Raw genomic sequence first — 20,570 nt, 5'->3', positions numbered from 1 at the left:
AGTTTGGAAAGGCTAAAACTACAACTATTTACTATTTTGATAAAATTTTAATAACGTATGGGTATTAATACCTACAATTTACAATCTATTAAAAAAGAACTGCAACACCTGAGCGCAACGCAGATTAGTGACCTGTGCCTGCGCCTGGCTAAGTATAAAAAAGAGAATAAGGAGTTGCTGGCCTACCTGCTGTTTGAGGCCGATGATGATAATGCCTATACAGGGAATGTAAAACAGGAAATAGACGATATGTTTGCTGCCCTGCTAAGCCATAGCTACTACGCCGCAAAAGGTCTACGCAAAATATTGAAGGTGATTGGCAAGCATGTAAAGTTCATGGCTTCCAAGCCTGCTGAGATAGAGCTTTTGCTGCATTATTGCGAGAATTATCTTGCCCATATTGACCGCCGAACCGGCTACAAACCACTACGGCAGTTGCTGCTTAAGCCGCTCGAAAAAACAAGTAAGCTGATTGGCAGCTTGCATGAAGACCTGCAGTTTGACTACCAACAGGATTATGAGCATTTACTGCAACAGGCTGATGAAAAACTAAGCTGGCTAAATAAGCGCGATTTCATGTAACAATTATTAGCTGCATACATCTAACAATAAAACTTAATCACAAAGTGGCGGCTAAGGATGATGCCTTCAGGCAGATTTTTGAATCAAATTCTAAAAAGATATACCGTTTATGCTACGGTTATACCGGAGACGAAGACTCGGCTAACGACCTGTTGCAGGAAACTTTCGTAAAGGTTTGGCAAAACCTCGACAAGTTCAGGAACAACGCCATGATCTCGACCTGGATTTATCGTATTGCAGTAAATACGTGTTTAACTTACCTGCGGTCCGAAAAGCGGCAGGCTAAGGAAGAGTTGACCCCGCAACTGGCCGAAACGCGCCGCGAAGAATTATCAGAAAAAAACGAACAGGTAGCTTTGCTTTACAAATGTATAGCCAAGCTCGAAGAATCAGAAAGAATCATTATTACCATGGTGCTGGATGAGTTGCCCTATCCGGAGATTGCCGATATATCGGGTATATCAGAAGGTAACCTTCGGGTTAAGATTCATCGTATAAAACAAAAGCTAACCGATCTATATAACCAGTATGAAAAACTTTGATGATTTGCTATCGGTTTGGCAGGCACAACCCAAGCCCGATAAGTTAGAGGTAGATAATGTATTAAAGCAGGTAAAAAAAGGTATTAGCGGCTTAAGCCGTAAACTGATGTGGAATATTGTTAGCATGGCAGCAGCTACCGCATGGGTATTTGCGGTTTTGCTTTTCTTTGCTTTTAAATATTGGACTACCTACGCCGGCATTTTCATGGTATTATTAATTATGGCAATTTATACGATGGTGCTGGTACGGGACTACCGTTTACTAAATAAACGAGATGCTACTATAAGCCCCAACGAATATTTGCAAAGCTTAAAAGAATACCAACGCAGACGGGCAAACATGTTTGGTTGGATGTATTACACTTATGTGCTTTTGCTGAGTGCAGGCTTATGTTTATACATGTTTGAAGTAGCCAGCATATTCTCAACCAGTATTAGATTTTTGGTATATGGTATTAATGTTGCATGGCTCCTATTCATAACTTTTTACCTGAAAGACCGTATTTTTAAACGAGAGCAGGAAAAACTTAATTTGATGATAGACCGGTTAGAACGTTTACAAAGCCAGTTTGAATAGCAAGCTTAAAAAACTAAAAGCCCTTCACAAAATGAGGGGCTTTTAGTTTTAGTGTTGAGATACCAAACCTGAAATAATATTGATACTTAACGCTACAATGGCCGTATTGAATGCAAAGGAAATTAACCCGTGTACCCAGGCCAGCCGGCGCATTTTGCGCGAGGCTATCTCAACGTCGGATACTTGGAACGTCATCCCGATGACAAAAGAAAAATATACGAAATCCAAATAATCCGGTTCCGGCTCATCCGGGAACTGGAGTCCGCCTGCTGGTTTGGTACCGCCATCATCGGTAGTGGTGTCATAATATAAATGAGCATACCTTAGGGTAAAAACGGTATGCACCAGCCACCAGGACGTAATTACCGATCCGGTGGTAATAATCACATGCCTTGTAATATCATCGGCCGAAGCATCCTTACCCGATTTAAGTAAAAAGACGATAGCCAGCAAGCTGATTAGCGATGCTGCGACAACAAACAGAAAAATGAATGTCCGGCTTGAATCTTCCAGCCCGGCTAGGTGCCGCATATCCCGCGGGTGCGAGCTGAGTATAACAATCCATTGCAGCACAATAAGGCTGAATGCAAAGCACATCCAGGTTATCAGCACTACCTCGGTAACTGGTAGCCGGTTTTGAGCAACCAAAAAACCGATAATACTGATGATAAATGACACAACCAGCCGATGGTGTGCATCCAAATAAGTAACTAAATTTTTGAAGCTCCTGCGGCTGGTTGTATCTGGCATTTTATGATTACTTAACTAATCCTCTTCTTCGCCCACAATGTAAGCAACCCGGCCAATTTGGCCATCTTCCAAACGCACTTTAATACCTCGTGAGTGATAAGTGGCACTGGTAAGTAAATTTTTAACGATGCCGCGGGTAAGCGTGCCAGAGCGCTGATCTTTTTTCAGAATGATATCAACTTCCAGGCCCGGGTATATATCTTTTCGGTTTTGTCCGTTCATAAGTATTTCTCTTTGCTTATTCAGCAACCAAACTGCTAATAGCAGCTTCTGTTTTACTGAAATTGAATTGTTGCAATACACTGTTCATCCCCACCACAATCTGTGGATTACACAAGTTGCCAATGCTACCCTCGTGCGTATGACGCACCTCTTTAGCCGGGTTAAAATCACCCTGTTCAATAGCCATACCTACCTGCTTATATGCATCGCGAAACGGCACGCCGTTCAGTACTTGTTTGTTTACCTCTTCAACACTAAACAGGTAAGCGTATTTAGGATCATCCAGTATATTGGTTTTTACCTCAATGTGCTGCAACATAAAGTGAGCCATGTGCAGGCAGCTTTTCAGTTCGGTAAAGGCAGGGAACAGCAATTCTTTAAGCAATTGCATTTCACGGTGATAGCCCGATGGCAAATTAGTGGTCATAATCGCAACGTCATTGGGCAACGCCTGCAGGCGGTTACACTTGCCACGCATAATTTCCCAAACATCGGGGTTCTTTTTATGCGGCATAATGCTACTGCCGGTAGTCAGATTTTCCGGATAGCTCACAAAAGCGAAATTTTGGCTTAGGTACAGGCACTGATCCATAGCCATTCTACTCAAGGTAGCCGCAATTGATGATAAAGCCTGAGCTATGATGCGCTCTGTTTTACCACGTCCCATTTGCGCATAAACCACATTGTAGTTCAAATTTTCGAAACCAAGCAGCTGCGTAGTTAAAGTACGGTTTAACGGGAACGATGAGCCGTAACCCGCTGCCGAACCTAATGGGTTTTTGTTGGTGATTTTATAAGCCGCCAACAGCAACTCCAGGTCATCGGTCAGGCTTTCGGCATAAGCGCCGAACCATAACCCGAACGATGAAGGCATGGCCACCTGTAAGTGCGTGTAACCGGGCAGTAAAACGTTCTTATGTTTTTCGCTCAACTCAATAAGCAAATTAAACAGTTGCTGAACCTCTTCCACAACCTGTTGCAGCTCGTGCCGAAAAAACAGTTTTAGATCAACCAAAACCTGGTCGTTACGTGAACGGCCACTGTGAATTTTTTTACCAGCCTCGCCAATGCGGCGGGTAAGCAGCACCTCCACCTGCGAATGCACATCCTCTACCCCTTCTTCAATCTCAAAATTATCACTTTCAATTTCGCGATATAGGATTTTTAGTTCGCGCTGTACCAGTTGCAAATCTTCCTTACTTAACAAACCTATGGTTTGCAGCATTTGTGTATGCGCCAGCGATCCCAGCACATCAAATGCCGCCATTTGGCGATCCAGTTCGCGGTCGCGCCCTACGGTAAAGCTTTCAACCAGTTCGTTAACATTCGTAGTTTTTTGCCACAATTTGCTCATGGCTGCAAAAGTGAGAAAAAATGTATAAAATATACAGTTATATACGACGATTAGTTGGCATAGGCACTAAACAAACAATGCCGGTATTTGCCCGGCATTGTTTGTTTCATTGAATGAAAAAACTATAAGAACATACCACCTGATGCTTCTATGCGCTGTGCATTGATCCATCGGGCTTCTTCGGTACATAAAAAGGCTACTACACCGCCAATATCGTCGGGCAAGCCTACACGGCCCAGTGCAGTTTGGGAAGCAATACCTTTGTTTACGGCCTCGTTATCACGTACTACACCGCCGCCAAAATCAGTTTCGATAGCGCCTGGTGCAACTACATTAACTGCAATGCCACGTGCACCCAGTTCTTTTGCCTGGTATTTGGTCAGGGTTTCGATAGCGCCTTTCATGCTGGCATAGGCTGCATAGCCCGGTGTGCTGAAACGAGCCAGGCCGGTCGAAATATTAATAATTCGTCCGCCATCAGCAATTACCGGTAAAGCTTTTTGCGTTAAAAAGAAGGTTCCCTTAAAGTGGATATTCATCAAGGTATCAAACTGCTCCTCGGTTGTTTCGGCAAACGATGCGTGAATGCCAACACCTGCATTATTGATCAGGAAATGGAAATGCCCGGTATTGAAAGTATTTTTAAGCACCTCGGTTAAAGAAGCAACAAAGACATCAAATCCTTTAACATCACCTGTATTTAACTGCAGGGATGCTGCTTTTTGGCCAAGCTGCTCAATTTCGGCTACCACAGCATCGGCCTCGTCTTTTTGGCTGTTATAGGTAATGATAACATCAATGCCTTTTTTGGCAATGCTTAGGGCCATGTTTTTACCCAATCCGCGGCTGCCGCCGGTAACGAGGGCTATTTTGTTTGTTGTACTCATACGCTTGTTTATTAATATGATACAAATTTATGGCTACCCTGTTCCGGATTTATGGTGAGAGCTTCAGTTTAAATGGTGACAGTTTCAGTTTTTGCAGGTAGCAAGCTTGCAGACAATACCTGTTCACGATACTGTTTGGGTGTAATGCCCTGAAAACGCTTAAAGAACCTAACAAAGTTAGACGGATCATAAGTGAGTTTTGTTGCAATGGCCGTTATTGGCAAATCGGTTTCTGTTAATTGCTGCCGGGCAATGTTCATAATCTTTTCTTCGAAAAAGAAACAGGGTGCTTTACCGGTTACCAGCTTAATGGTGTTACTCAGATGACGGGCATCAATATGCATCTGGTCTGCAAAATCTCTTATCTCCAGCATATCCGAAACCTTACCGTTTACCACATCTTCCAAATGCTTATCAAGCGCCAGCAGGTAATCGGCCGTAATTTCGCGCTGGCGTAACATTATTTTTTTGGGTAGTTTGATTTCGGTATTCATAACGATGCTGGTTGATCAAATATAGCGCTAATTATAATTAAGTTGCCGACGGCTCAATCCTCAATTTTAGAGTGCTTATGCGTATCGTTCATAAACACATAAATAATGAGAGAAATAAAAATACAGCCGGTTACATACCAATTGAACCAAGCAGCATGACCAGCCTGCTTAAACCAAAGCGCAATGTATTCGGCCGTACCACCAAAAATGGAAACCGCGATAGCATATGGAAAGCCAACGCCCAAAGCACGCACCTCGGCCGGGAAAAGCTCGGCTTTAACCACAGCGTTAATAGAAGTATAACCGCTTACTACAATCAAGGCAGCAAATATGAGGGCAATAGCCGTCCATAAATCATGATTGTTGCTCAAAGCGCTCATGATAGGGATGGTTGTTAAGGTACCCAGTATGCCAAAGCCAATAAGCAATGGCCGACGCCCTATCTTATCTGACAGTAACCCAAACAATGGCTGCAACAACATAAAAGCGACGGAAGTAATGGTAGATATGGTTGTGGCATCTGTTTTGGAAAAGCCTGCCGTGTTTACCAAAAACTTTTGCATATAGGTGGTGTAGGTATAAAATGCTACCGTGCCTCCTACCGTTAAACCAATTACGGTTAGTACCGCTTTTGGATGCCGGGCCAGTTCGCGCAGTGTGCCGCGCTCGGGGTGATCTTCCTTTTTCAGGATCGTGGCCGACTCATGCAGGCTACGCCGCAGGTACATTACCGAGATGGCCAGCACTGCCCCAATTACGAATGGAATACGCCAGCCCCAGCTGTGCAACTGCTGTTCGGTTAAAAACAAGCGTTGCAATAACACCAAAACGCCCAATGCAACCAATTGCCCCATAATCAAGGTCACATACTGAAAGCTTGAGTAAAAGCCACGATGCTTACGGGCCGCCATCTCGCTCAGGTAAGTAGCACTGGTACCGTATTCGCCACCCACACTTAACCCCTGAATGATGCGTGCCAGCACCAGCAAAATGGGTGCAGCAATACCTATTTGCTTGTAGCCGGGCACAAAGGCAATAAGAAGTGAGCCCAGGCTCATGAGCAGTATTGACATGGTGAGCGCTTTTTTCCGGCCATGCCTGTCTGCATAGGTACCCATTAGCCAACCGCCCACAGGACGCATTAAAAAACCAATAGCAAATATGCCTGCCGTGTTGAGCAGTTGCGCTGTAGCATTATCGGATGGGAAAAAGTACCCGGCGAAGTACAATGAAAAGGCCGAATAGATATACCAATCGTACCATTCAACCAAATTACCCAGCGAGCCGCCTATGATTGATCTGACACGCTCGGCTACATTGGGCTGGTAGCCGGTGTTATTGTTGTTATCGTTCGTCATTAACTAAAGCTTATTGTGACTTAACAAATATAGGTCGCAATGCTTTTAATTTTTAACGGTTTCAATTAATCGTTTAGAGTGGGAAAAATTGCCTCATTTATTGATAACGGAATGGTATTGTTTACAATGCGATGTATCACATCATCCAACTCCTGCACCGCCTCTTCCATCATCGTCAAAGCTTCCTGGTTATGGCCGTAACCATCCAGCTTTACCACATTCATTAAGCCTAATATGGATGCTACCGGCTTACGCAGCTCGTGCGACTGGAAATATGCAATCCTACGGAGCGCTTTGTTTTGCTCTATTATCTGCTGCTCATTTCGCTTTAGCTCCGTTATGTTATTTACATTGAATGATATGCCAACAATATCGCCATCCCGATCAAAAGCCGGATCATAACAGAACTGGCACCACAACGTTTTTTTGCTACCAAACTCCAATAGCCGCTCCGTTTTAACACTTTGGCCGGTAAGAGCATGATTGAAGTTTGCTATGAAATCGGGTATATACATTTGCTCTATATAGTCGGTTGCTTTCATGCGCAGTTCAACTTCTATACCATACATAGCATGAATAAACTGGCTGAATGCTTTATTAAAGGCCAGTACCTGCATATCACGGTCAATAAGTACATGACAGGATTGCGTACTTTCAAAAAATGAGCGAAGGGTAATTTCAGCTTGTTTGGCTTCTATAAATTGTTGTTTTAAAATATTGATGCTCAGCTCAAACTCCAGCAAATGAATTACCTGCCTTGACAGCACAGACAACATTTGCTTTTGATGCTTACTCAAGCATTTCGGTTGCCGATCGAGCACGCAGATTGTTCCGATATTAACACCATCGTGCCGGGTAAGGGGCGCCCCGGCGTAAAACCGTATGGCATCGTCACCAATAACCGCAGCATGCTTGTTAAACTGTTCATCAAGTATAGCATCGGTTATTTCCAGAATATCATTTAGCTTAACAGCATACTGGCAAAATACAGGATCGGGATAGCTCAGCTCCACCCCTGTTTTGTAAAGCAGGTGCGCCAGCTCTTCATCCAAAAATGTGATACGGGCTGCCGGGGTTCCGCAAATATCGGCAGCCAGTTCTACTATTTTTTCCAGCTCATTTTCCTGGCCAACTTCGAGTGTCAAAAAGCGATTGATAGCCTGTAAGCGGCTGAGTTCCTTTAAAGGCATTATTTATAATGATAAATAAACAACTTGCTGATCAAATCCTTTATGAAACCCAGCAAGTGAAGAGTCAGGTGGAAGGTTAATGCGTAACCGGATACAAATTTAAGCTAACAGCGGCCCCGTTAAGTGTGTTAATATGCTTATTGACACACCAGACACATTTGTAAATTTTTAATTAATTTATTACAGGTTCTCTTAACAGATTAAAGGCTCAATTAAGAATTACTCATCCCCGTCATCAATAAGAATTCGCAAAATCTGGCAGCTTATTTTTATCTTGCACCATGCTTTTCACAGAGGATTTTTTGCACTACATCTGGAAGTTCAGATTATTTGAACATGCCGGATTGCAAACAACCGATGGAGAACCGTTACAAATATTATTGCCGGGGTTACACAACACGCACTCAGGTCCCGATTTTTCAAATGCCCGTATCAAAATTGGTGACACCGTTTGGGCAGGCAATGTGGAGATTCATATCACATCGGCCGATTGGCATAAGCATCAGCACACCAATGATGGCGCTTACAACAACGTGATACTCCATGTAACCTACCGTAACGACGAATCTATTATACTGCCCGACGGTCGCAAGCTACCAACCTTGCTGCTTGACGGGCGCATAGGCACCGACCTGCACAGCCGCTATCATCAGCTAATATATGGCAAGCAGCAATTTATACCCTGCGAGGGCAGCATTAAAGCCATTAATAGCTTGAGCTTGCATAACTGGCTCACACGTACGCTGGTTCAAAGGCTGGAGAAAAAATCGGAAGCGGTACTTGCAAGCTTAGCATATAACCGGGGCGATTGGGAAGAAACATTTTACCAGCACCTGGCAGCAAACTTTGGGTTCAAGGTTAATGCGCTGCCTTTTGAGCTACTGGCCAAATCGTTGCCGCAGCAGATACTGGGTAAACATAAAAACAACACCTTGCAAATTGAAGCCCTAATATTTGGACAAGCCGGCTTTTTGGAAGATGAATTTACGGATGAGTATCCAAACAGGTTGAGAACTGAATACCAGTTTTTACGCAAAAAATTTCAGCTTACCCCTATCGAGAAGCATTTATGGAAATTTATGCGGCTAAGGCCACAAAACTTTCCAACAATAAGGTTAGCACAGTTTGCAGCCTTGATTGCACAGACAAGCCATCTTTTTTCTAAAATTTTAGAAGCCACAGAAATTAATGAGCTCCGAAAACTTCTTAGCGACATTTACGTTAACGAGTATTGGGATAATCATTACCGGTTCGATGCTGAGTCGAAACCAGCTAAAAAAAGATTTGGTCAAACGTCGGTAGACTTGCTTTTGTTAAATACCGTTGCAGTATTCTTGTTCAGTTACGGCAGCAGGCAAAAGCAGCAGCACTACATAGACCGAAGTTTACAATTGCTGGATGATTTACCGGTTGAAGACAACCACATTGTGGCCGATTTTGATACGATAGGAATAAAAACAAAAACCGCCTTTGAATCACAGGCATTACTGGAACTGAAAAACAGTTACTGCAACCATAAACGTTGCCTGGAATGCGGGGTGGGTAACCAGATATTAAACTTAACCTGATATGCTACAGCGAATTCTGACTTTCTTTGAGCGGTACTCTTTTGGCGTATGCACTTATCTGGGCGAGCGCTTTAATATTTCAATAGCCAAAATACGGCTGTTTTTCATTTATTCTTCTTTCCTGGCAGTAGGCTTTCCGTTGGTGTTTTACTTTTTTGCAGGCATTGTGCTGGATATCAGGCATTACGTAAAACGCATGCGCACACGTATGCTTGACTGGTAAGTATAGCTCGCCCTTCACCGTCAGGCAGCTAACTGATGCTCTATCTCGTTCACAAGCGCATCAATATCGGGCACTGCACTACTTCTCCCTATTATGGTATTAACGTTAGTATAAGACCTGCCAGAAATAACCATTACCGGTATATTACTTACTGTATCTATAGCCTTTAACGCACGGCTCAGCACACCGCTATCAATGGTCTTTAACCCTTTATCCAATAAGATCAGATCCGGGTGGCATTTCGGAATTTCATTAAACAGCTTATCGCTGCGTGACAAGGTGCATACTTCGTACCCCTTACAGGTAAGCAGTTGCGAAAGCATATTAAGCTCTATCAAGTCTTCTTCAACTAATAATATCCGCTTGCTCATAGGCTTAAGAAATTAGTGATAATTATGGTTGGATCGGGTTAAATACTTTTGAACAAAAAAGAGTTTTCGCAGTGCAAAAACTCTTTATTTTCATAGGGTAGATAAATGTATATGATAGTTAGGCAGCCTGTTTACCAGTGCCTTGGTCAATGCCTTTTTTCTTTAACTGTGCTACATAGTAAGCCTGTAACTCCCTTTGCAACAATGCCTTCAATTCAAAATCAATTGCTTTAAGCAGTACTTTGGTTGATGTATTTAAAGTTTCCATAGGTCTGTTCTATTTAGTTGTATAAGCTATTACCAATAGCGTGCCATTTTACTTTTATGGCAAGAAAAATTTGGCATGGCTAGCAAATAGTAGCGGGTTTTATGCAAATACAGGCAATAGTCTGTATGCTTAAATATACAAACCCGCATCAGCGAACTAAACAACTGCTCATTCAATGCAACAATTTTCCTGTAGCAGGTAATGATAGCAGAGTTAGGCGCCTTGAGGCACTGTAATCTACACCAAACACTATAGCATAACCGCTGTTCCAATAAAACGAACTAAACAGAATACTTAGCCCACAGTTAAAAGAATAAAGCATTTTATGTTAATTTGCCTTATAAAAACTGTTGTTGTTGTAAGACTGTTTTTTCAATCGACAACTATTTAGTAATAGTAACACTACCTGTATTAAAGCGTAATAATGATTAAAATCATACTCACCGAAGATCACAATATTGTACGCAACGGTATCAAATCACTACTGGAACGTGAAGACGATATCCAGGTTATTGCCGAAGCAACCAATGGTTTGCAGGTTATTGACCTGCTCAAGACCAGTGAGGTGATGCCTGACATTGTATTAACCGATATTAACATGCCCGAGATGAATGGCATGGAATTGATTGAACGCATAAAAACGGAATATCCCAACATTAAAGTTATTGTGCTATCGATGCTCGATCATGAGCGCTATATGATTCAGGCGTTTAAATATGGCGCATGGGGCTACGTGTTGAAAAACGTAAGCGCGATGGAACTCCTGTTTTCCATCAGGCACATTTGCCAAACCAATGAGCGCTATGTATGTAATGAGCTTGCTTTACGCATGCTGGACCGCGCCATTAACATGCCCGAACCTCAAATGCCCGACCATTTGCCGGAGATAGACCTGTCTAAGCGTGAAATTGAGGTTTTGGCCTTGATTGCCGAAGGTTTTACCAACAGCGAAATTGCCGAGAAGCTGTTCACCAGCCGGCGCACTATTGAGGGGCATCGTCAAAACTTAATTGATAAAACCGGCGCGCGTAATACCGCTGCATTGATTCGCTTCGCTATACAGAATAATATTATTAGTTAAATTGTAGAGCTTACAGCGTATCATTTACTCCAATATTTATGGCCGGATTCTCCGGCCTTTTTCATTGCCCACCTATCTTATCCAGATACATAATTACCTAAAAGTAAAAACAGGTATTATTTATTAATTAATTCGGGTATTTATACCCGGATGTTAAAAATTGCTCGCCTTACCTTTGAGTATTCATTTCAGCGGAAGTATACTGGTTTGCTTAACTAAGTACTCCCGTATAATTGAATGCCTAACTATAAACCTCAACCATCATGGTTACCTATTGTAACACTAAAATAATATGAGTAAGCGAATACTGATTTTAGAAAACGATCCGGATATTTTAGATATCATGCAAGAGATATTAAACTATGAAGGATTTGATGTGAAGCCGATGAGTGAAAATGATGACGTTTTCAAACGGATAGAAGAATATGATCCCGACCTGGTGATGATAGACTATCTGCTGAACGGTATTAACGGTGGGGAGATTTGCGCACAGATAAAAAAGCACCCGTCAACCAGCGAGTTGCCTGTCGTGCTAATTTCAGCTTACTCACGTGTGCTGCTATCATTAGGCACCTATGGATGCGATGACTTTATAGCCAAGCCATTTGAGCTTTCCGACTTGATAAATCGTATCCGTACACTTGTTGAAAAGCCCCAAATTTGCACAGTTAACTAACCAATACACAAAACAGGTATTTACCACACGTAAAACGCAAGTATTTATACGGAACGTGAATTTTGCAAATCACTATAATTGCCTAACGAGGCTTATTAAATAATTTACACAACGATATCCTCATTTATCATCACACCTATTTAAAACGAAATTTATGTTTAATAACGCTGGAATTAACAAGGTTTTTTTAGTTGGCCATGTAGGCAAAACGCCGCGCATGCACAGCCAACCCGATGGTCAGAGCTTTTTCTGTTTCCCACTGGTAACTACTGAATTTATTAAGAAAGACGGGCAGAACACCGAACACATTGAGTGGCATCAAATAAAAGTGCCAACCAATTTTGATGCGGTGGAATCACTTGACAAAGGCCAGTTGATTTACCTGGAAGGCAAAATCAAAACACGTTCTTTTGTAGACGAGGCAGGCATTAAACGCTATAAAGCCGAAATTGTAGTGCTAAGTTTCAAAGTATTGAGTGCACAAGCTACTACCATTCCGGTTTATCAGCCATTGGGCCAGGCAGTATAACGCCCGTTTGGTAAAACGATACAACATAAAGACTGTTAAAAACAATCGCACATTTTATAATTGCCATTAATACCGTAAAGTATTAATGGCAATTGCTTTTAATGCCAAGTTGTAACGCCCTTTACAACTCGCTGCGGGTACTTTAGCGAAACCGCCAATTAACCGTATCTTTGCGCAATGCTGGAAATATTGTTTGCTGATGAGTATTTAGTTGCTATTAATAAACCTCACGGATTGCTGGTACATCGCTCATCGATAGCTGCGGATGCTGAGGAATTTGCTTTGCAATTATTGCGCGACCAGCTTAACCGGCATGTTTACCCAACCCACCGGCTCGACCGCAAAACCGGCGGCGTATTGCTTTTTGCGCTGGATAAAAATGCTGAAACGGCCATGCAGCAACAGTTCATGAACAACCAGGTAAGCAAGAGTTACCTGGCCGTAGTACGCGGCTACACACCAGATAGCGGCGAAATTGATTATCCATTAAAAAAAGAGAACGGCACCTTGCAGGAGGCGTTTACAGCTTATACCACGTTGGCCCGGGCAGAACTACCCGTTGCCTTCGGCAAACATGCTACCTCCCGCTATTCGCTTATTGAGGCCCGGCCGGCTACCGGACGCATGCACCAGCTGCGCAGGCATTTCAGCCACATCTTTCACCCTATCATCGGCGACCGCACACATGGCTGCAACAAGCAAAACAAGCTATTTGCCGAGCAATGGCAAATGAACACCATGCTGCTCCATGCGTCGCAATTAAGTTTTATGCACCCTATAACGCAACAGCCTATTAGCATCAAAGCTTCCATTCAGCCGGAGTTTAGCAGGGTAATGCAATTGATGGGCTGGCAGGAAAGTGTTGCAGATGTTTAGATTACAAATCAAAAATCTGCGGATACTGCAATGCCGCTTTTAGTATAAAGTTTACCGAATCGGTTACCCAAATATCGCCCTGCTTAACCATTTGCAGCACCTTGGGTGCCGGCATGGTTGTCACTTCAATATTTTCAGTTACATCGGGCTTTTGCACCGAATTAAATTGGGCGTCAAATAAAATAAAGCCGTAGGTAATTTGCCGGGTTTTGGTGGGATTGTTAGCTATCTTACCTAATGATATAAGCTGATCTGCTTCGGCCTTAATACCAGCTTCCTCTTCCAGTTCGTTCAGGGCCGATTGAATGATGCTTTTATCTTTCTGCTGCATACCGCCGGGGAGTTCCAGCAGTATTTCGCCTAATGCATGTTTGTATTGCCTTACCAGTACCACTTCATATTCGGGCGTTAGCGCCAGCACCATCACTACATCACCCAAAGGCGAAAAATAATAATCATCAACCACGTGCCCGTTAGCCAACTGCACAGTATGTTGCAACAACGGAAACCAAGGACTTGGCGATACGTCCTGCTCGTTTAAAACGGTCCACTTCTTAATTTTATCGGCCATTGAAATCTGTTTTACTTAGATTATTCCATTGCAGGTAAACCCATTTGTTCCCATTCTTCTTTAGATGGACCAAATATACCGGGAACAGGCAAATCAACCATGCGCATAATAACCGTCATCTGGCTGCGATGATGCGACTCATGGCCTATCAGAACAGATAATACAGTTCCTTTGCTCCACTCCTCTCCGTACATATTCACCTTTTCGTTCAACGCTGCATCATTCCAACGGGTTTGAACTGCTGTGATCAACCTGTCACTGTTAGCCTTGTAAACGGCGGCAATATCGGCCATGGTTGCAGGTACTAGCTGGTGCTCGGTTTCGTCGGCATCAAACAAACCGGCACGGGTGCCCATTTCTGTAATTGTTTGGGTAATGTGCCACGCCAGTCGCTCCAAAGTGCGAACGTTTTCATGTATCTTGATTTGCTTGGTATCTTCTGTAATTAATTCAAATACCCGTACTGTGTAACCGGTCAGGGCTTGCCAGTCTTCAATAAAATGTGCGATGTGATGATACATAAGGATGAGATTTGATGCTGCTAATATGTAAACTTTATGGCAATTAACCGAACCTTAATTAACGCAATTCTGGTAATTCTATCCGGCATCGTTCGTTACGTATCACTTCAATAGATTCGGCAATTTCTGTTGGTGTTTTGATCCGGTCGGCTTCCTGCTTGTAATACCGGTTAAGCTCCTTACGATGGTAAGCCTGGTAAAAACGCTGCACCTCAAGATGTGATTGTAAGATCAAGCCGGGTACAGAGGCCGGCTTATGATCATCGCCTATGGCCACCATAGTAAAGTAGCTGGAGTTGGTGTGCTTAATGTGTTGCGTTTTTACGTTTTCGGACTGTACCCGTATACCCACCACCATAGATGACTTACCCACATAATTAACAGAAGCCAATAAAGACACCAGTTCGCCCACCTCTACGGGTGCAACAAAGTTTACCGTATCAATAGATACCGTTACGCAATAGTTACCGGCGTGCTTGGCAGCACAGGCATAAGCCACTTTATCCATCAATCCTAAAATAATACCGCCGTGAATTTTACCACCAAAATTAGAGTACGAAGGGATCATCAATTCGGTAAGGGTTGTTTGCGAACTGGCTACGGTTTTATAAAGTTCTGTCATGAGTTTAAGCTAAATTGTGGGAAAGATAATGGTATTGCATTAATTTCAAATCACTTTATTGCACCACATTTTCTATAAAAAAGGTAGGATAAGTCATGTTGCACTCATCTTATTAAACTTATTTCTCGTTCTTTAAAAAAAAGCAGGTTACTTTGCAGTAAATACGCCTTTGAGTAACACGGGCGGTATAACGAGCGACTGCGCTTATGGACAATAACTTTTACGAGCAACTATTTCAGAAACAACAATATACAGAGGCTATTCCGCCCAATACGGTTATTGCTAACTGGGCGCTACAGGTAATTTACCTGCTTTTCCCCGAGCAATCACACCAAACCCATGCATCGGTTGAAGCTTTGAAGCAAGAAGCAGCGCAACTACAGCTGGAACTATCTAAAATCATCAGCGTAAGCAGCAATTGCCGTAACTGCGACTGCAACAAACTGGCCGAACAGTTTTTTGCCGAACTACCCGAACTTTACCGCCTGCTAAACACCGACATACAAGCCATTTTTAAAGGCGACCCGGCTGCGCAAACCGAGTTTGAGGTTATACGTACCTACCCCGGCTTTTATGCTATTTCATTTTATCGCATTGCTCATTTGCTGTACGCCTATGGTGTTCCACTGTTGCCGCGTATTTTAACAGAGCATGCACACTCTACCACCGGCATTGATATACACCCCGCAGCACAAATTGGCGAGTATTTTCATATAGACCACGGTACGGGCATTGTAATTGGTGAAACCAGCGTAATAGGTAACTATGTTAAGTTATATCAAGGCGTAACCTTAGGTGCTTTAAGCGTAAGCAAAAACATGGCCGGTAGCAAGCGCCACCCTACCGTGCAAGACAGGGTAGTAATCTACTCGGGTGCTACGGTGCTTGGCGGCGAAACCATTATAGGGCATGATAGCGTTATTGGGGGCAACGTATGGCTGATTCATAGTGTTGATCCCTACTCAACCGTTTATCACACCCCGATGATTACTGTAAACAAGCTGAAAGAAAAATTGTAATTTGAACATGGCAGGTATTATAGATTTGATAGGCAACACGCCCCTGGTTGAAATAACCAAACTGAATCCCAACCCAAACGTGAAAATTTTCGCGAAGCTGGAGGGCAACAATCCCGGCGGCAGTGTAAAAGACCGCGCATCACTGAATATGATACGCAGCGCTGTTGAACGCGGCGAAATAAAACCTGGCATTACGCTTATTGAGGCAACCAGCGGCAATACAGGTATAGCCCTGGCCATGATTGCGCGCTTGTTTAACCTGGAGATTGAACTGGTAATGCCGGCTAACTCCACCCGTGAACGCACGCTTACCATGGAGGCTTTTGGTGCCAAAGTGACGCTGCTGGAAAGTATTGAAGCCTGCCGGGACTATGCCGAGGAAAAAGCAAAATCAGCCGATTACTACCTGCTGAACCAGTTTGCCAACAGCGACAACTATATGGCGCATTATAAAACAACCGGCCCTGAGATATGGCGCGACACCAACGGCCAGATTACGCACTTTGTGAGTGCCATGGGCACCACCGGTACTATCATGGGCACCTCGCGCTTTTTAAAAGAGCAAAACGCCAATGTGCAAATTGTAGGCTGTCAGCCCTCTGAAGGTTCATCCATTCCGGGCATACGCCGCTGGCCCGAGGCCTACCTGCCCAAAATATTTGACCCCAGCCGGGTTGACCGCACCATGGATGTAAGTGAAGCCGATGCTACTGAAATGTCGCGCCAGTTGGCTAAAGTTGAAGGCATATTTGCTGGTATGAGTACCGGCGGGGCTTGTACTGCTGCCATCCGCCTGGCGAGTGAACTGCAGCAAGGCACCATCGTGTTCATTGCATGTGACCGGGGCGACCGCTATTTGAGCAGCGAATTGTTTGGCTAATGACCAACAATTTCTGTTATACATTAGATAGTCTAATTTCGGTGCTTGTAATAAGATACGGAACTTTTGTTTTACTTTGCAGGCTGGTCAGCACTAAATAACTATAGCTGAATCTACCTTGAATATACCTGAATGACTAAACAGTTGTCGTACGGCCAGAGCTTAATGGCCGGAAAAATACTTTCACATAATTGGTCGGATACGCCTGTGGGCGATATTACCCAATGGCCGCCTAACCTGCATACGGCCGTAAGCATTATGCTGGAAGCTAAAATTCCGATGTACATTGCCTGGGGTAACTCGTTTACGCAATTCTACAACGATGCCTACCGTCCTATTTTAGGTGTGAAAATGGAGCCCGAACCGCTTGGCAAAAGCACATTTGAAACCTGGGACGAGATTTGGCCGGTGATAGGCCCCATGTTTAAGCAGGTATTAGACGGCGAAACTTTTGGATTTCCGGGCTTTAACTTATTTTTGGAGCGTAAGGGTTACCTCGAAGAAGCTTATTTTGACTTTTCTTATAGCCCCATTCGTAACGAAGACGGCAGCGTAGGCGGCGTATTTTTAAGCTGTATCGAAACCACAGACCGGGTATTAAACGAGCGCCGTATGGAAACACTGGCTAACTTAGCCGGCCATGTGGTGGATTCGAAAGAAGATGTACTGCTGGTTCATCATCAAAAACTGGCTGCCAACAGTAAAGACATCCCCTTTTCCTTTCTCTATTTGTTTGATAAAGAAAGCAATACGTACAAGCTACACTCGCATTTTGGCATTGGTAACACGGATTTGATACCGCAAGAGCTATCGTGCCTGAACGAAGAAAAGCTGGAAGAACTCATCAGCAAAAAAAGCATGGTGGTTAAAACTACCGACTTTTTTGCCCAAGTACCCACGTTTATCAACAAAAGCTGGGAAGAAGACCCGCACCAGATGTGCCTTTTTCCGCTGAGTTTGGCAGGCAGCCGCAAGCCTGACTTGATTATTATTTATGGTATAAGCCCACGGCTGCTGCTTGATGAAAGTTATACCCGTTTCCATACCTTATGTGGCAACTACCTGCTTAACAGTTATTCTATGCAAAAAACGCTCGATAATGAACGTATGCGCATCGGCTACATGCAGGAGTTACTTACGCAGAAAGATGAGTTTATAAGCGTAGCAAGTCATGAACTAAAAACACCGCTCACCAGCCTTAAAGCTTATATGCAGGTGCTTGAGCGCAGCCTCGATCCACAAAACAAAGCATCGCAATTTATTCAGAAAGCATCGTTACAGTTCAACAAACTGCAGGGATTGATATCTGATTTGCTGGACGTGTCTAAAATTAACGCGGGAAAGTTAGTTTACAACTTCTCTGAATTCAATTTTGCAGATGTAGTGAACGAAAGCTGGGATGTGGTTGCGCTGATATCCGACAAGCATGCCATACTGATTGAACGAAATGATCCGGCGGTAATTAAAGGCGACAAATTCCGTTTGGAGCAGGTTATGACCAATTTCCTGACTAATGCTATTAAATACTCGGATGGTTCCAAGCCCATCATCATCCGTTCGGAAGTGGAACAGGATAACATAGTTGTATCCGTACAGGACTTTGGCATTGGTATAGCTTTGGAAAACATAGCCAGGCTGTTTGACCGGTTTTACCGGGTTGATAATACCTCGATGCAGTACCAAGGCTTGGGATTAGGATTGTACATAGCTTCAAGTATTATTAAAGCACATAATGGTAGCTTTTGGGTGGAGAGTGAACCGGGCAAGGGCTCAACATTTTCATTCCTGCTGCCTATAAACGGCACACGCGAATTTCGGGATATCGAAACTGATAACCAAACTTACTATATCGGCAACTTTATCACCATACGCTACAACGCCGAAAAGCACTGGATGGAAGCCGACTGGCAGGGCTACCAAAATCTGGAATCGGTACAAAAAGGCTGCATGATTTTGCTTGATCTGATGAAAAAGAATAACTGCAGTAAAGTATTAAACGACAACAGTTATGTAAAAGGCAACTGGTCCGAAGCATCGGACTGGGGTTCGGAGTTCTGGTTCCCGGCCATGCAAGATAGTGGATTGAAAGAATTTGCGTGGATTTATTCGCCCAGTACCTTTAGCAGGCTTGCTGCACATAAAAGCGTGGACATATTTTTTGACCGGATCAAAACCCAATTCTTTACAAGTAAGGATGAGGCTATTGAATGGCTGTCCAATACCTAATTAATGAATATTTAACGGGTTACTACGCAGATAGGCTATTTTGTGCATAAACATCTGGGCCATTTTGCCTGCCCGCCATTTGGCTTCGGTTGCTTTGTCGCCGATAAAAAGTTCGTCAATGGCCTGCGTAAACAAAGCCAGCCACTCATTGAAATGCTCGGCATCAACCGGTAGTTGAGCATGAGGCGGAAACGGCCGGCCAAAGTAAGTATACTCTTCCAACAGCACGGTTTGCCAAAAGGTATACATCTTTTCGAGATGCGGCTGCCAGTTATCGCCAATACGTGCTTTAAACACCGGGCCTAAAAGCTCATTATGAGCTACCCTGCTGTAAAAGGTATCTACCAGCATTTTAATATCTTCCAGCGTTAGTATATCGTGGTTATTTTCTGCGCTGTCGTCATTCATTATAAAACAAAGTTAGGATTAATAACTTCAAGGCCGACCACTTGATGGTTTCTTTACACTCAAGCTACGTACCGGCTAATCGGGCTGATTCATTAGCTCGCTAACCACCTGCGGCACCCCTGTTGTAGCTTTTTGTTCTATTTTAATTACTGAGTTGGCACCACGAACGTAAGGTATATTCGGATCGATGATGTATTTGGGCACGCCATCCGGAATAAAATCAACCAAACCCGCAGCCGGATAAACAGCCAGCGAAGTACCAATTAATATAAAAACGTCGGCAGTAGCACAAATAGCTGCAGCTTTTTCAATCATGGGTACCGGTTCGCCAAACCAAACCACATGAGGCCTTAAGGGAGAGCCTAATTCGCACACCTCGTTCATACCCAGTTCCCAGCCCTCCATCGGGTAAGTAAGCTCGGGGTTTAAACTTGATTGTGAGCGGGTAATGATACCGTGTAAATGCACCACATTAGTGGAACCGGCACGTTCATGCAGGTCGTCAATATTTTGGGTGATGATGGTAACATCAAATTTATCCTGCAATTGCGCCAAAGCATAATGGGCTGCATTAGGTTGCGCCTCTATTACCGACTTGCGCCGCATGTTGTAAAATTCCTGCACCAGGGCCGGGTTACGCTGCCATGCTTGCGGTGTGGCTACTTCTTCAATATCGTAACCTTCCCAAAGCCCATCGCTATCGCGAAATGTTTTTAAACCACTTTCAGCACTAATGCCTGCGCCTGTTAATACAACTACTCGTTTCATACTTGCA

The 20,570-nt window shown here is 43.6% G+C and carries 26 protein-coding genes; 12 read left to right on the top strand and 14 right to left on the bottom strand.

Going from position 1 to position 20,570, the window contains the following annotated elements; all coding sequences use genetic code 11:
- Window positions 1-57 precede the first annotated feature (57 nt).
- Genes KHS38_RS11595 through KHS38_RS11585 form a run of 3 tightly spaced genes read left to right on the top strand, consistent with a single transcriptional unit; the run spans window position 58 to window position 1,701 of the window.
- Window positions 58-582, top strand: a complete 525-nt coding sequence (locus KHS38_RS11595) for a hypothetical protein (protein ID WP_213488709.1) — start codon at window positions 58-60, stop codon at window positions 580-582.
- 44 nt (window positions 583-626) lie between these two features.
- A complete protein-coding gene (locus KHS38_RS11590; protein WP_213488708.1) occupies window positions 627-1,124 on the top strand; it encodes an RNA polymerase sigma factor in 498 nt (165 codons plus the stop codon).
- On the top strand, window positions 1,111-1,701 hold the full coding sequence (locus KHS38_RS11585) for a hypothetical protein (RefSeq protein WP_213488707.1): 591 nt from the start codon (window positions 1,111-1,113) through the stop codon (window positions 1,699-1,701). The genes KHS38_RS11590 and KHS38_RS11585 overlap by 14 nt, the downstream gene beginning before the upstream one ends.
- Before the next feature lie 48 nt (window positions 1,702-1,749).
- Here the strand turns inward: KHS38_RS11585 and KHS38_RS11580 are convergent, their stop codons facing one another.
- The 7 genes from KHS38_RS11580 to KHS38_RS11550 all read right to left on the bottom strand — a co-directional run bounded on the left by KHS38_RS11580 (window position 1,750) and on the right by KHS38_RS11550 (window position 7,956).
- On the bottom strand, window positions 1,750-2,451 hold the full coding sequence (locus tag KHS38_RS11580) for a DUF1345 domain-containing protein (protein ID WP_213488706.1): 702 nt from the start codon (window positions 2,449-2,451) through the stop codon (window positions 1,750-1,752).
- A 15-nt stretch (window positions 2,452-2,466) separates the two neighbouring features.
- On the bottom strand, window positions 2,467-2,673 hold the full coding sequence (locus KHS38_RS11575) for a YwbE family protein (protein ID WP_213488705.1): 207 nt from the start codon (window positions 2,671-2,673) through the stop codon (window positions 2,467-2,469).
- A 16-nt stretch (window positions 2,674-2,689) separates the two neighbouring features.
- Window positions 2,690-4,027: an argininosuccinate lyase gene (argH, locus tag KHS38_RS11570; RefSeq protein ID WP_213488704.1), complete on the bottom strand. Its 1,338-nt coding sequence runs from the start codon at window positions 4,025-4,027 to the stop codon at window positions 2,690-2,692.
- A 122-nt stretch (window positions 4,028-4,149) separates the two neighbouring features.
- Window positions 4,150-4,914, bottom strand: a complete 765-nt coding sequence (locus KHS38_RS11565) for an SDR family oxidoreductase (RefSeq protein WP_213488703.1) — start codon at window positions 4,912-4,914, stop codon at window positions 4,150-4,152.
- 68 nt (window positions 4,915-4,982) lie between these two features.
- Window positions 4,983-5,408, bottom strand: coding sequence for a helix-turn-helix domain-containing protein (locus KHS38_RS11560; protein ID WP_213488702.1), 426 nt, complete (start codon window positions 5,406-5,408; stop codon window positions 4,983-4,985).
- A gap of 53 nt (window positions 5,409-5,461) precedes the next feature.
- Entirely contained in the window at window positions 5,462-6,766 is a 1,305-nt protein-coding gene (locus tag KHS38_RS11555; protein ID WP_213488701.1) for an MFS transporter, read from the bottom strand.
- 65 nt (window positions 6,767-6,831) lie between these two features.
- A complete protein-coding gene (locus KHS38_RS11550; RefSeq protein WP_213488700.1) occupies window positions 6,832-7,956 on the bottom strand; it encodes a GAF domain-containing protein in 1,125 nt (374 codons plus the stop codon).
- Window positions 7,957-8,237: 281 nt separating this feature from the next.
- On the opposite strand from KHS38_RS11550, the gene KHS38_RS11545 reads away from it, so the two are divergent.
- Both KHS38_RS11545 and KHS38_RS11540 read left to right on the top strand, forming a co-directional pair.
- Window positions 8,238-9,524 carry a DUF2851 family protein gene (locus KHS38_RS11545; RefSeq protein WP_213488699.1) on the top strand — a complete coding sequence of 429 codons (1,287 nt, stop codon included), beginning with the start codon at window positions 8,238-8,240 and terminating at the stop codon, window positions 9,522-9,524.
- Between the two features lies 1 nt (window position 9,525).
- Window positions 9,526-9,747, top strand: coding sequence for a PspC domain-containing protein (locus tag KHS38_RS11540; RefSeq protein ID WP_213488698.1), 222 nt, complete (start codon window positions 9,526-9,528; stop codon window positions 9,745-9,747).
- Between the two features lie 20 nt (window positions 9,748-9,767).
- Here the strand turns inward: KHS38_RS11540 and KHS38_RS11535 are convergent, their stop codons facing one another.
- Together KHS38_RS11535 and KHS38_RS11530 are read right to left on the bottom strand one after the other, a co-directional pair.
- Window positions 9,768-10,118, bottom strand: coding sequence for a response regulator (locus KHS38_RS11535; RefSeq protein WP_213488697.1), 351 nt, complete (start codon window positions 10,116-10,118; stop codon window positions 9,768-9,770).
- A gap of 118 nt (window positions 10,119-10,236) precedes the next feature.
- Window positions 10,237-10,386 carry a hypothetical protein gene (locus KHS38_RS11530; RefSeq protein ID WP_213488696.1) on the bottom strand — a complete coding sequence of 50 codons (150 nt, stop codon included), beginning with the start codon at window positions 10,384-10,386 and terminating at the stop codon, window positions 10,237-10,239.
- A 424-nt stretch (window positions 10,387-10,810) separates the two neighbouring features.
- Between KHS38_RS11530 and KHS38_RS11525 the strand changes: the two genes are divergently transcribed.
- The 4 genes from KHS38_RS11525 (at window position 10,811) to KHS38_RS11510 (ending at window position 13,548) form a co-directional block, all read left to right on the top strand.
- Window positions 10,811-11,467 carry a response regulator transcription factor gene (locus KHS38_RS11525; RefSeq protein ID WP_213488695.1) on the top strand — a complete coding sequence of 219 codons (657 nt, stop codon included), beginning with the start codon at window positions 10,811-10,813 and terminating at the stop codon, window positions 11,465-11,467.
- A 292-nt stretch (window positions 11,468-11,759) separates the two neighbouring features.
- Window positions 11,760-12,143, top strand: a complete 384-nt coding sequence (locus KHS38_RS11520; RefSeq protein WP_213488694.1) for a response regulator — start codon at window positions 11,760-11,762, stop codon at window positions 12,141-12,143.
- Between the two features lie 154 nt (window positions 12,144-12,297).
- Window positions 12,298-12,672 carry a single-stranded DNA-binding protein gene (locus KHS38_RS11515; protein WP_213488693.1) on the top strand — a complete coding sequence of 125 codons (375 nt, stop codon included), beginning with the start codon at window positions 12,298-12,300 and terminating at the stop codon, window positions 12,670-12,672.
- A 177-nt stretch (window positions 12,673-12,849) separates the two neighbouring features.
- Entirely contained in the window at window positions 12,850-13,548 is a 699-nt protein-coding gene (locus tag KHS38_RS11510; RefSeq protein WP_213488692.1) for a pseudouridine synthase, read from the top strand.
- Window position 13,549: 1 nt separating this feature from the next.
- Here the strand turns inward: KHS38_RS11510 and KHS38_RS11505 are convergent, their stop codons facing one another.
- From KHS38_RS11505 to KHS38_RS11495, 3 genes are read right to left on the bottom strand one after another with little or no spacing between them, the layout of a single operon-like run.
- On the bottom strand, window positions 13,550-14,119 hold the full coding sequence (locus KHS38_RS11505) for an NUDIX hydrolase (RefSeq protein ID WP_213488691.1): 570 nt from the start codon (window positions 14,117-14,119) through the stop codon (window positions 13,550-13,552).
- 20 nt (window positions 14,120-14,139) lie between these two features.
- Entirely contained in the window at window positions 14,140-14,640 is a 501-nt protein-coding gene (locus KHS38_RS11500; protein ID WP_213488690.1) for a DinB family protein, read from the bottom strand.
- 58 nt (window positions 14,641-14,698) lie between these two features.
- Complete coding sequence (locus KHS38_RS11495) at window positions 14,699-15,262, bottom strand: acyl-CoA thioesterase (protein ID WP_213488689.1); 564 nt, start codon at window positions 15,260-15,262, stop codon at window positions 14,699-14,701.
- Window positions 15,263-15,468: 206 nt separating this feature from the next.
- Between KHS38_RS11495 and epsC the strand changes: the two genes are divergently transcribed.
- The 3 genes from epsC (at window position 15,469) to KHS38_RS11480 (ending at window position 19,387) form a co-directional block, all read left to right on the top strand.
- Window positions 15,469-16,281 (top strand): serine O-acetyltransferase EpsC, encoded by an 813-nt coding sequence (epsC, locus tag KHS38_RS11490; protein WP_213488688.1) that lies wholly within the window; start codon window positions 15,469-15,471, stop codon window positions 16,279-16,281.
- A gap of 7 nt (window positions 16,282-16,288) precedes the next feature.
- A complete protein-coding gene (cysM, locus tag KHS38_RS11485; protein WP_213488687.1) occupies window positions 16,289-17,161 on the top strand; it encodes a cysteine synthase CysM in 873 nt (290 codons plus the stop codon).
- A gap of 132 nt (window positions 17,162-17,293) precedes the next feature.
- On the top strand, window positions 17,294-19,387 hold the full coding sequence (locus tag KHS38_RS11480; protein ID WP_213488686.1) for a PAS domain-containing sensor histidine kinase: 2,094 nt from the start codon (window positions 17,294-17,296) through the stop codon (window positions 19,385-19,387).
- Here KHS38_RS11480 and KHS38_RS11475 read toward each other — a convergent pair whose 3' ends face one another.
- Together KHS38_RS11475 and KHS38_RS11470 are read right to left on the bottom strand one after the other, a co-directional pair.
- Complete coding sequence (locus tag KHS38_RS11475) at window positions 19,388-19,795, bottom strand: group III truncated hemoglobin (RefSeq protein ID WP_213488685.1); 408 nt, start codon at window positions 19,793-19,795, stop codon at window positions 19,388-19,390. It abuts the gene before it with no gap.
- Window positions 19,796-19,870: 75 nt separating this feature from the next.
- Window positions 19,871-20,563 carry an SIR2 family NAD-dependent protein deacylase gene (locus KHS38_RS11470; RefSeq protein ID WP_213488684.1) on the bottom strand — a complete coding sequence of 231 codons (693 nt, stop codon included), beginning with the start codon at window positions 20,561-20,563 and terminating at the stop codon, window positions 19,871-19,873.
- Window positions 20,564-20,570: the final 7 nt, after the last annotated feature.

It is taken from the genome of Mucilaginibacter sp. Bleaf8, assembly GCF_018390515.1.
Taxonomy (GTDB): Bacteria; Bacteroidota; Bacteroidia; order Sphingobacteriales; family Sphingobacteriaceae; genus Mucilaginibacter.
Note: the sequence above shows the minus strand (reverse complement) of the source record. Positions and strands in the feature narration are given on the sequence as shown.

Excerpts from the sequence above, each read along its gene's own strand:
- KHS38_RS11500 (WP_213488690.1), bottom strand. The coding sequence starts at position 14,640 with ATGTATCATCACATCGCACATTTTATTGAAGACTGGCAAGCCCTGACC.
- KHS38_RS11525 (WP_213488695.1), top strand. The coding sequence starts at position 10,811 with ATGATTAAAATCATACTCACCGAAGATCACAATATTGTACGCAACGGT.
- KHS38_RS11555 (WP_213488701.1), bottom strand. The coding sequence starts at position 6,766 with ATGACGAACGATAACAACAATAACACCGGCTACCAGCCCAATGTAGCC.
- KHS38_RS11550 (WP_213488700.1), bottom strand. The coding sequence starts at position 7,956 with ATGCCTTTAAAGGAACTCAGCCGCTTACAGGCTATCAATCGCTTTTTG.
- KHS38_RS11520 (WP_213488694.1), top strand. The coding sequence starts at position 11,760 with ATGAGTAAGCGAATACTGATTTTAGAAAACGATCCGGATATTTTAGAT.
- KHS38_RS11585 (WP_213488707.1), top strand. The coding sequence starts at position 1,111 with ATGAAAAACTTTGATGATTTGCTATCGGTTTGGCAGGCACAACCCAAG.
- argH (WP_213488704.1), bottom strand. The coding sequence starts at position 4,027 with ATGAGCAAATTGTGGCAAAAAACTACGAATGTTAACGAACTGGTTGAA.
- KHS38_RS11530 (WP_213488696.1), bottom strand. The coding sequence starts at position 10,386 with ATGGAAACTTTAAATACATCAACCAAAGTACTGCTTAAAGCAATTGAT.
- KHS38_RS11545 (WP_213488699.1), top strand. The coding sequence starts at position 8,238 with ATGCTTTTCACAGAGGATTTTTTGCACTACATCTGGAAGTTCAGATTA.
- KHS38_RS11595 (WP_213488709.1), top strand. The coding sequence starts at position 58 with ATGGGTATTAATACCTACAATTTACAATCTATTAAAAAAGAACTGCAA.
- KHS38_RS11475 (WP_213488685.1), bottom strand. The coding sequence starts at position 19,795 with ATGAATGACGACAGCGCAGAAAATAACCACGATATACTAACGCTGGAA.
- KHS38_RS11510 (WP_213488692.1), top strand. The coding sequence starts at position 12,850 with ATGCTGGAAATATTGTTTGCTGATGAGTATTTAGTTGCTATTAATAAA.
- KHS38_RS11535 (WP_213488697.1), bottom strand. The coding sequence starts at position 10,118 with ATGAGCAAGCGGATATTATTAGTTGAAGAAGACTTGATAGAGCTTAAT.
- KHS38_RS11470 (WP_213488684.1), bottom strand. The coding sequence starts at position 20,563 with ATGAAACGAGTAGTTGTATTAACAGGCGCAGGCATTAGTGCTGAAAGT.
- KHS38_RS11515 (WP_213488693.1), top strand. The coding sequence starts at position 12,298 with ATGTTTAATAACGCTGGAATTAACAAGGTTTTTTTAGTTGGCCATGTA.
- KHS38_RS11495 (WP_213488689.1), bottom strand. The coding sequence starts at position 15,262 with ATGACAGAACTTTATAAAACCGTAGCCAGTTCGCAAACAACCCTTACC.
- KHS38_RS11580 (WP_213488706.1), bottom strand. The coding sequence starts at position 2,451 with ATGCCAGATACAACCAGCCGCAGGAGCTTCAAAAATTTAGTTACTTAT.
- KHS38_RS11540 (WP_213488698.1), top strand. The coding sequence starts at position 9,526 with ATGCTACAGCGAATTCTGACTTTCTTTGAGCGGTACTCTTTTGGCGTA.
- KHS38_RS11560 (WP_213488702.1), bottom strand. The coding sequence starts at position 5,408 with ATGAATACCGAAATCAAACTACCCAAAAAAATAATGTTACGCCAGCGC.
- KHS38_RS11565 (WP_213488703.1), bottom strand. The coding sequence starts at position 4,914 with ATGAGTACAACAAACAAAATAGCCCTCGTTACCGGCGGCAGCCGCGGA.
- cysM (WP_213488687.1), top strand. The coding sequence starts at position 16,289 with ATGGCAGGTATTATAGATTTGATAGGCAACACGCCCCTGGTTGAAATA.
- KHS38_RS11480 (WP_213488686.1), top strand. The coding sequence starts at position 17,294 with ATGACTAAACAGTTGTCGTACGGCCAGAGCTTAATGGCCGGAAAAATA.
- epsC (WP_213488688.1), top strand. The coding sequence starts at position 15,469 with ATGGACAATAACTTTTACGAGCAACTATTTCAGAAACAACAATATACA.
- KHS38_RS11575 (WP_213488705.1), bottom strand. The coding sequence starts at position 2,673 with ATGAACGGACAAAACCGAAAAGATATATACCCGGGCCTGGAAGTTGAT.
- KHS38_RS11505 (WP_213488691.1), bottom strand. The coding sequence starts at position 14,119 with ATGGCCGATAAAATTAAGAAGTGGACCGTTTTAAACGAGCAGGACGTA.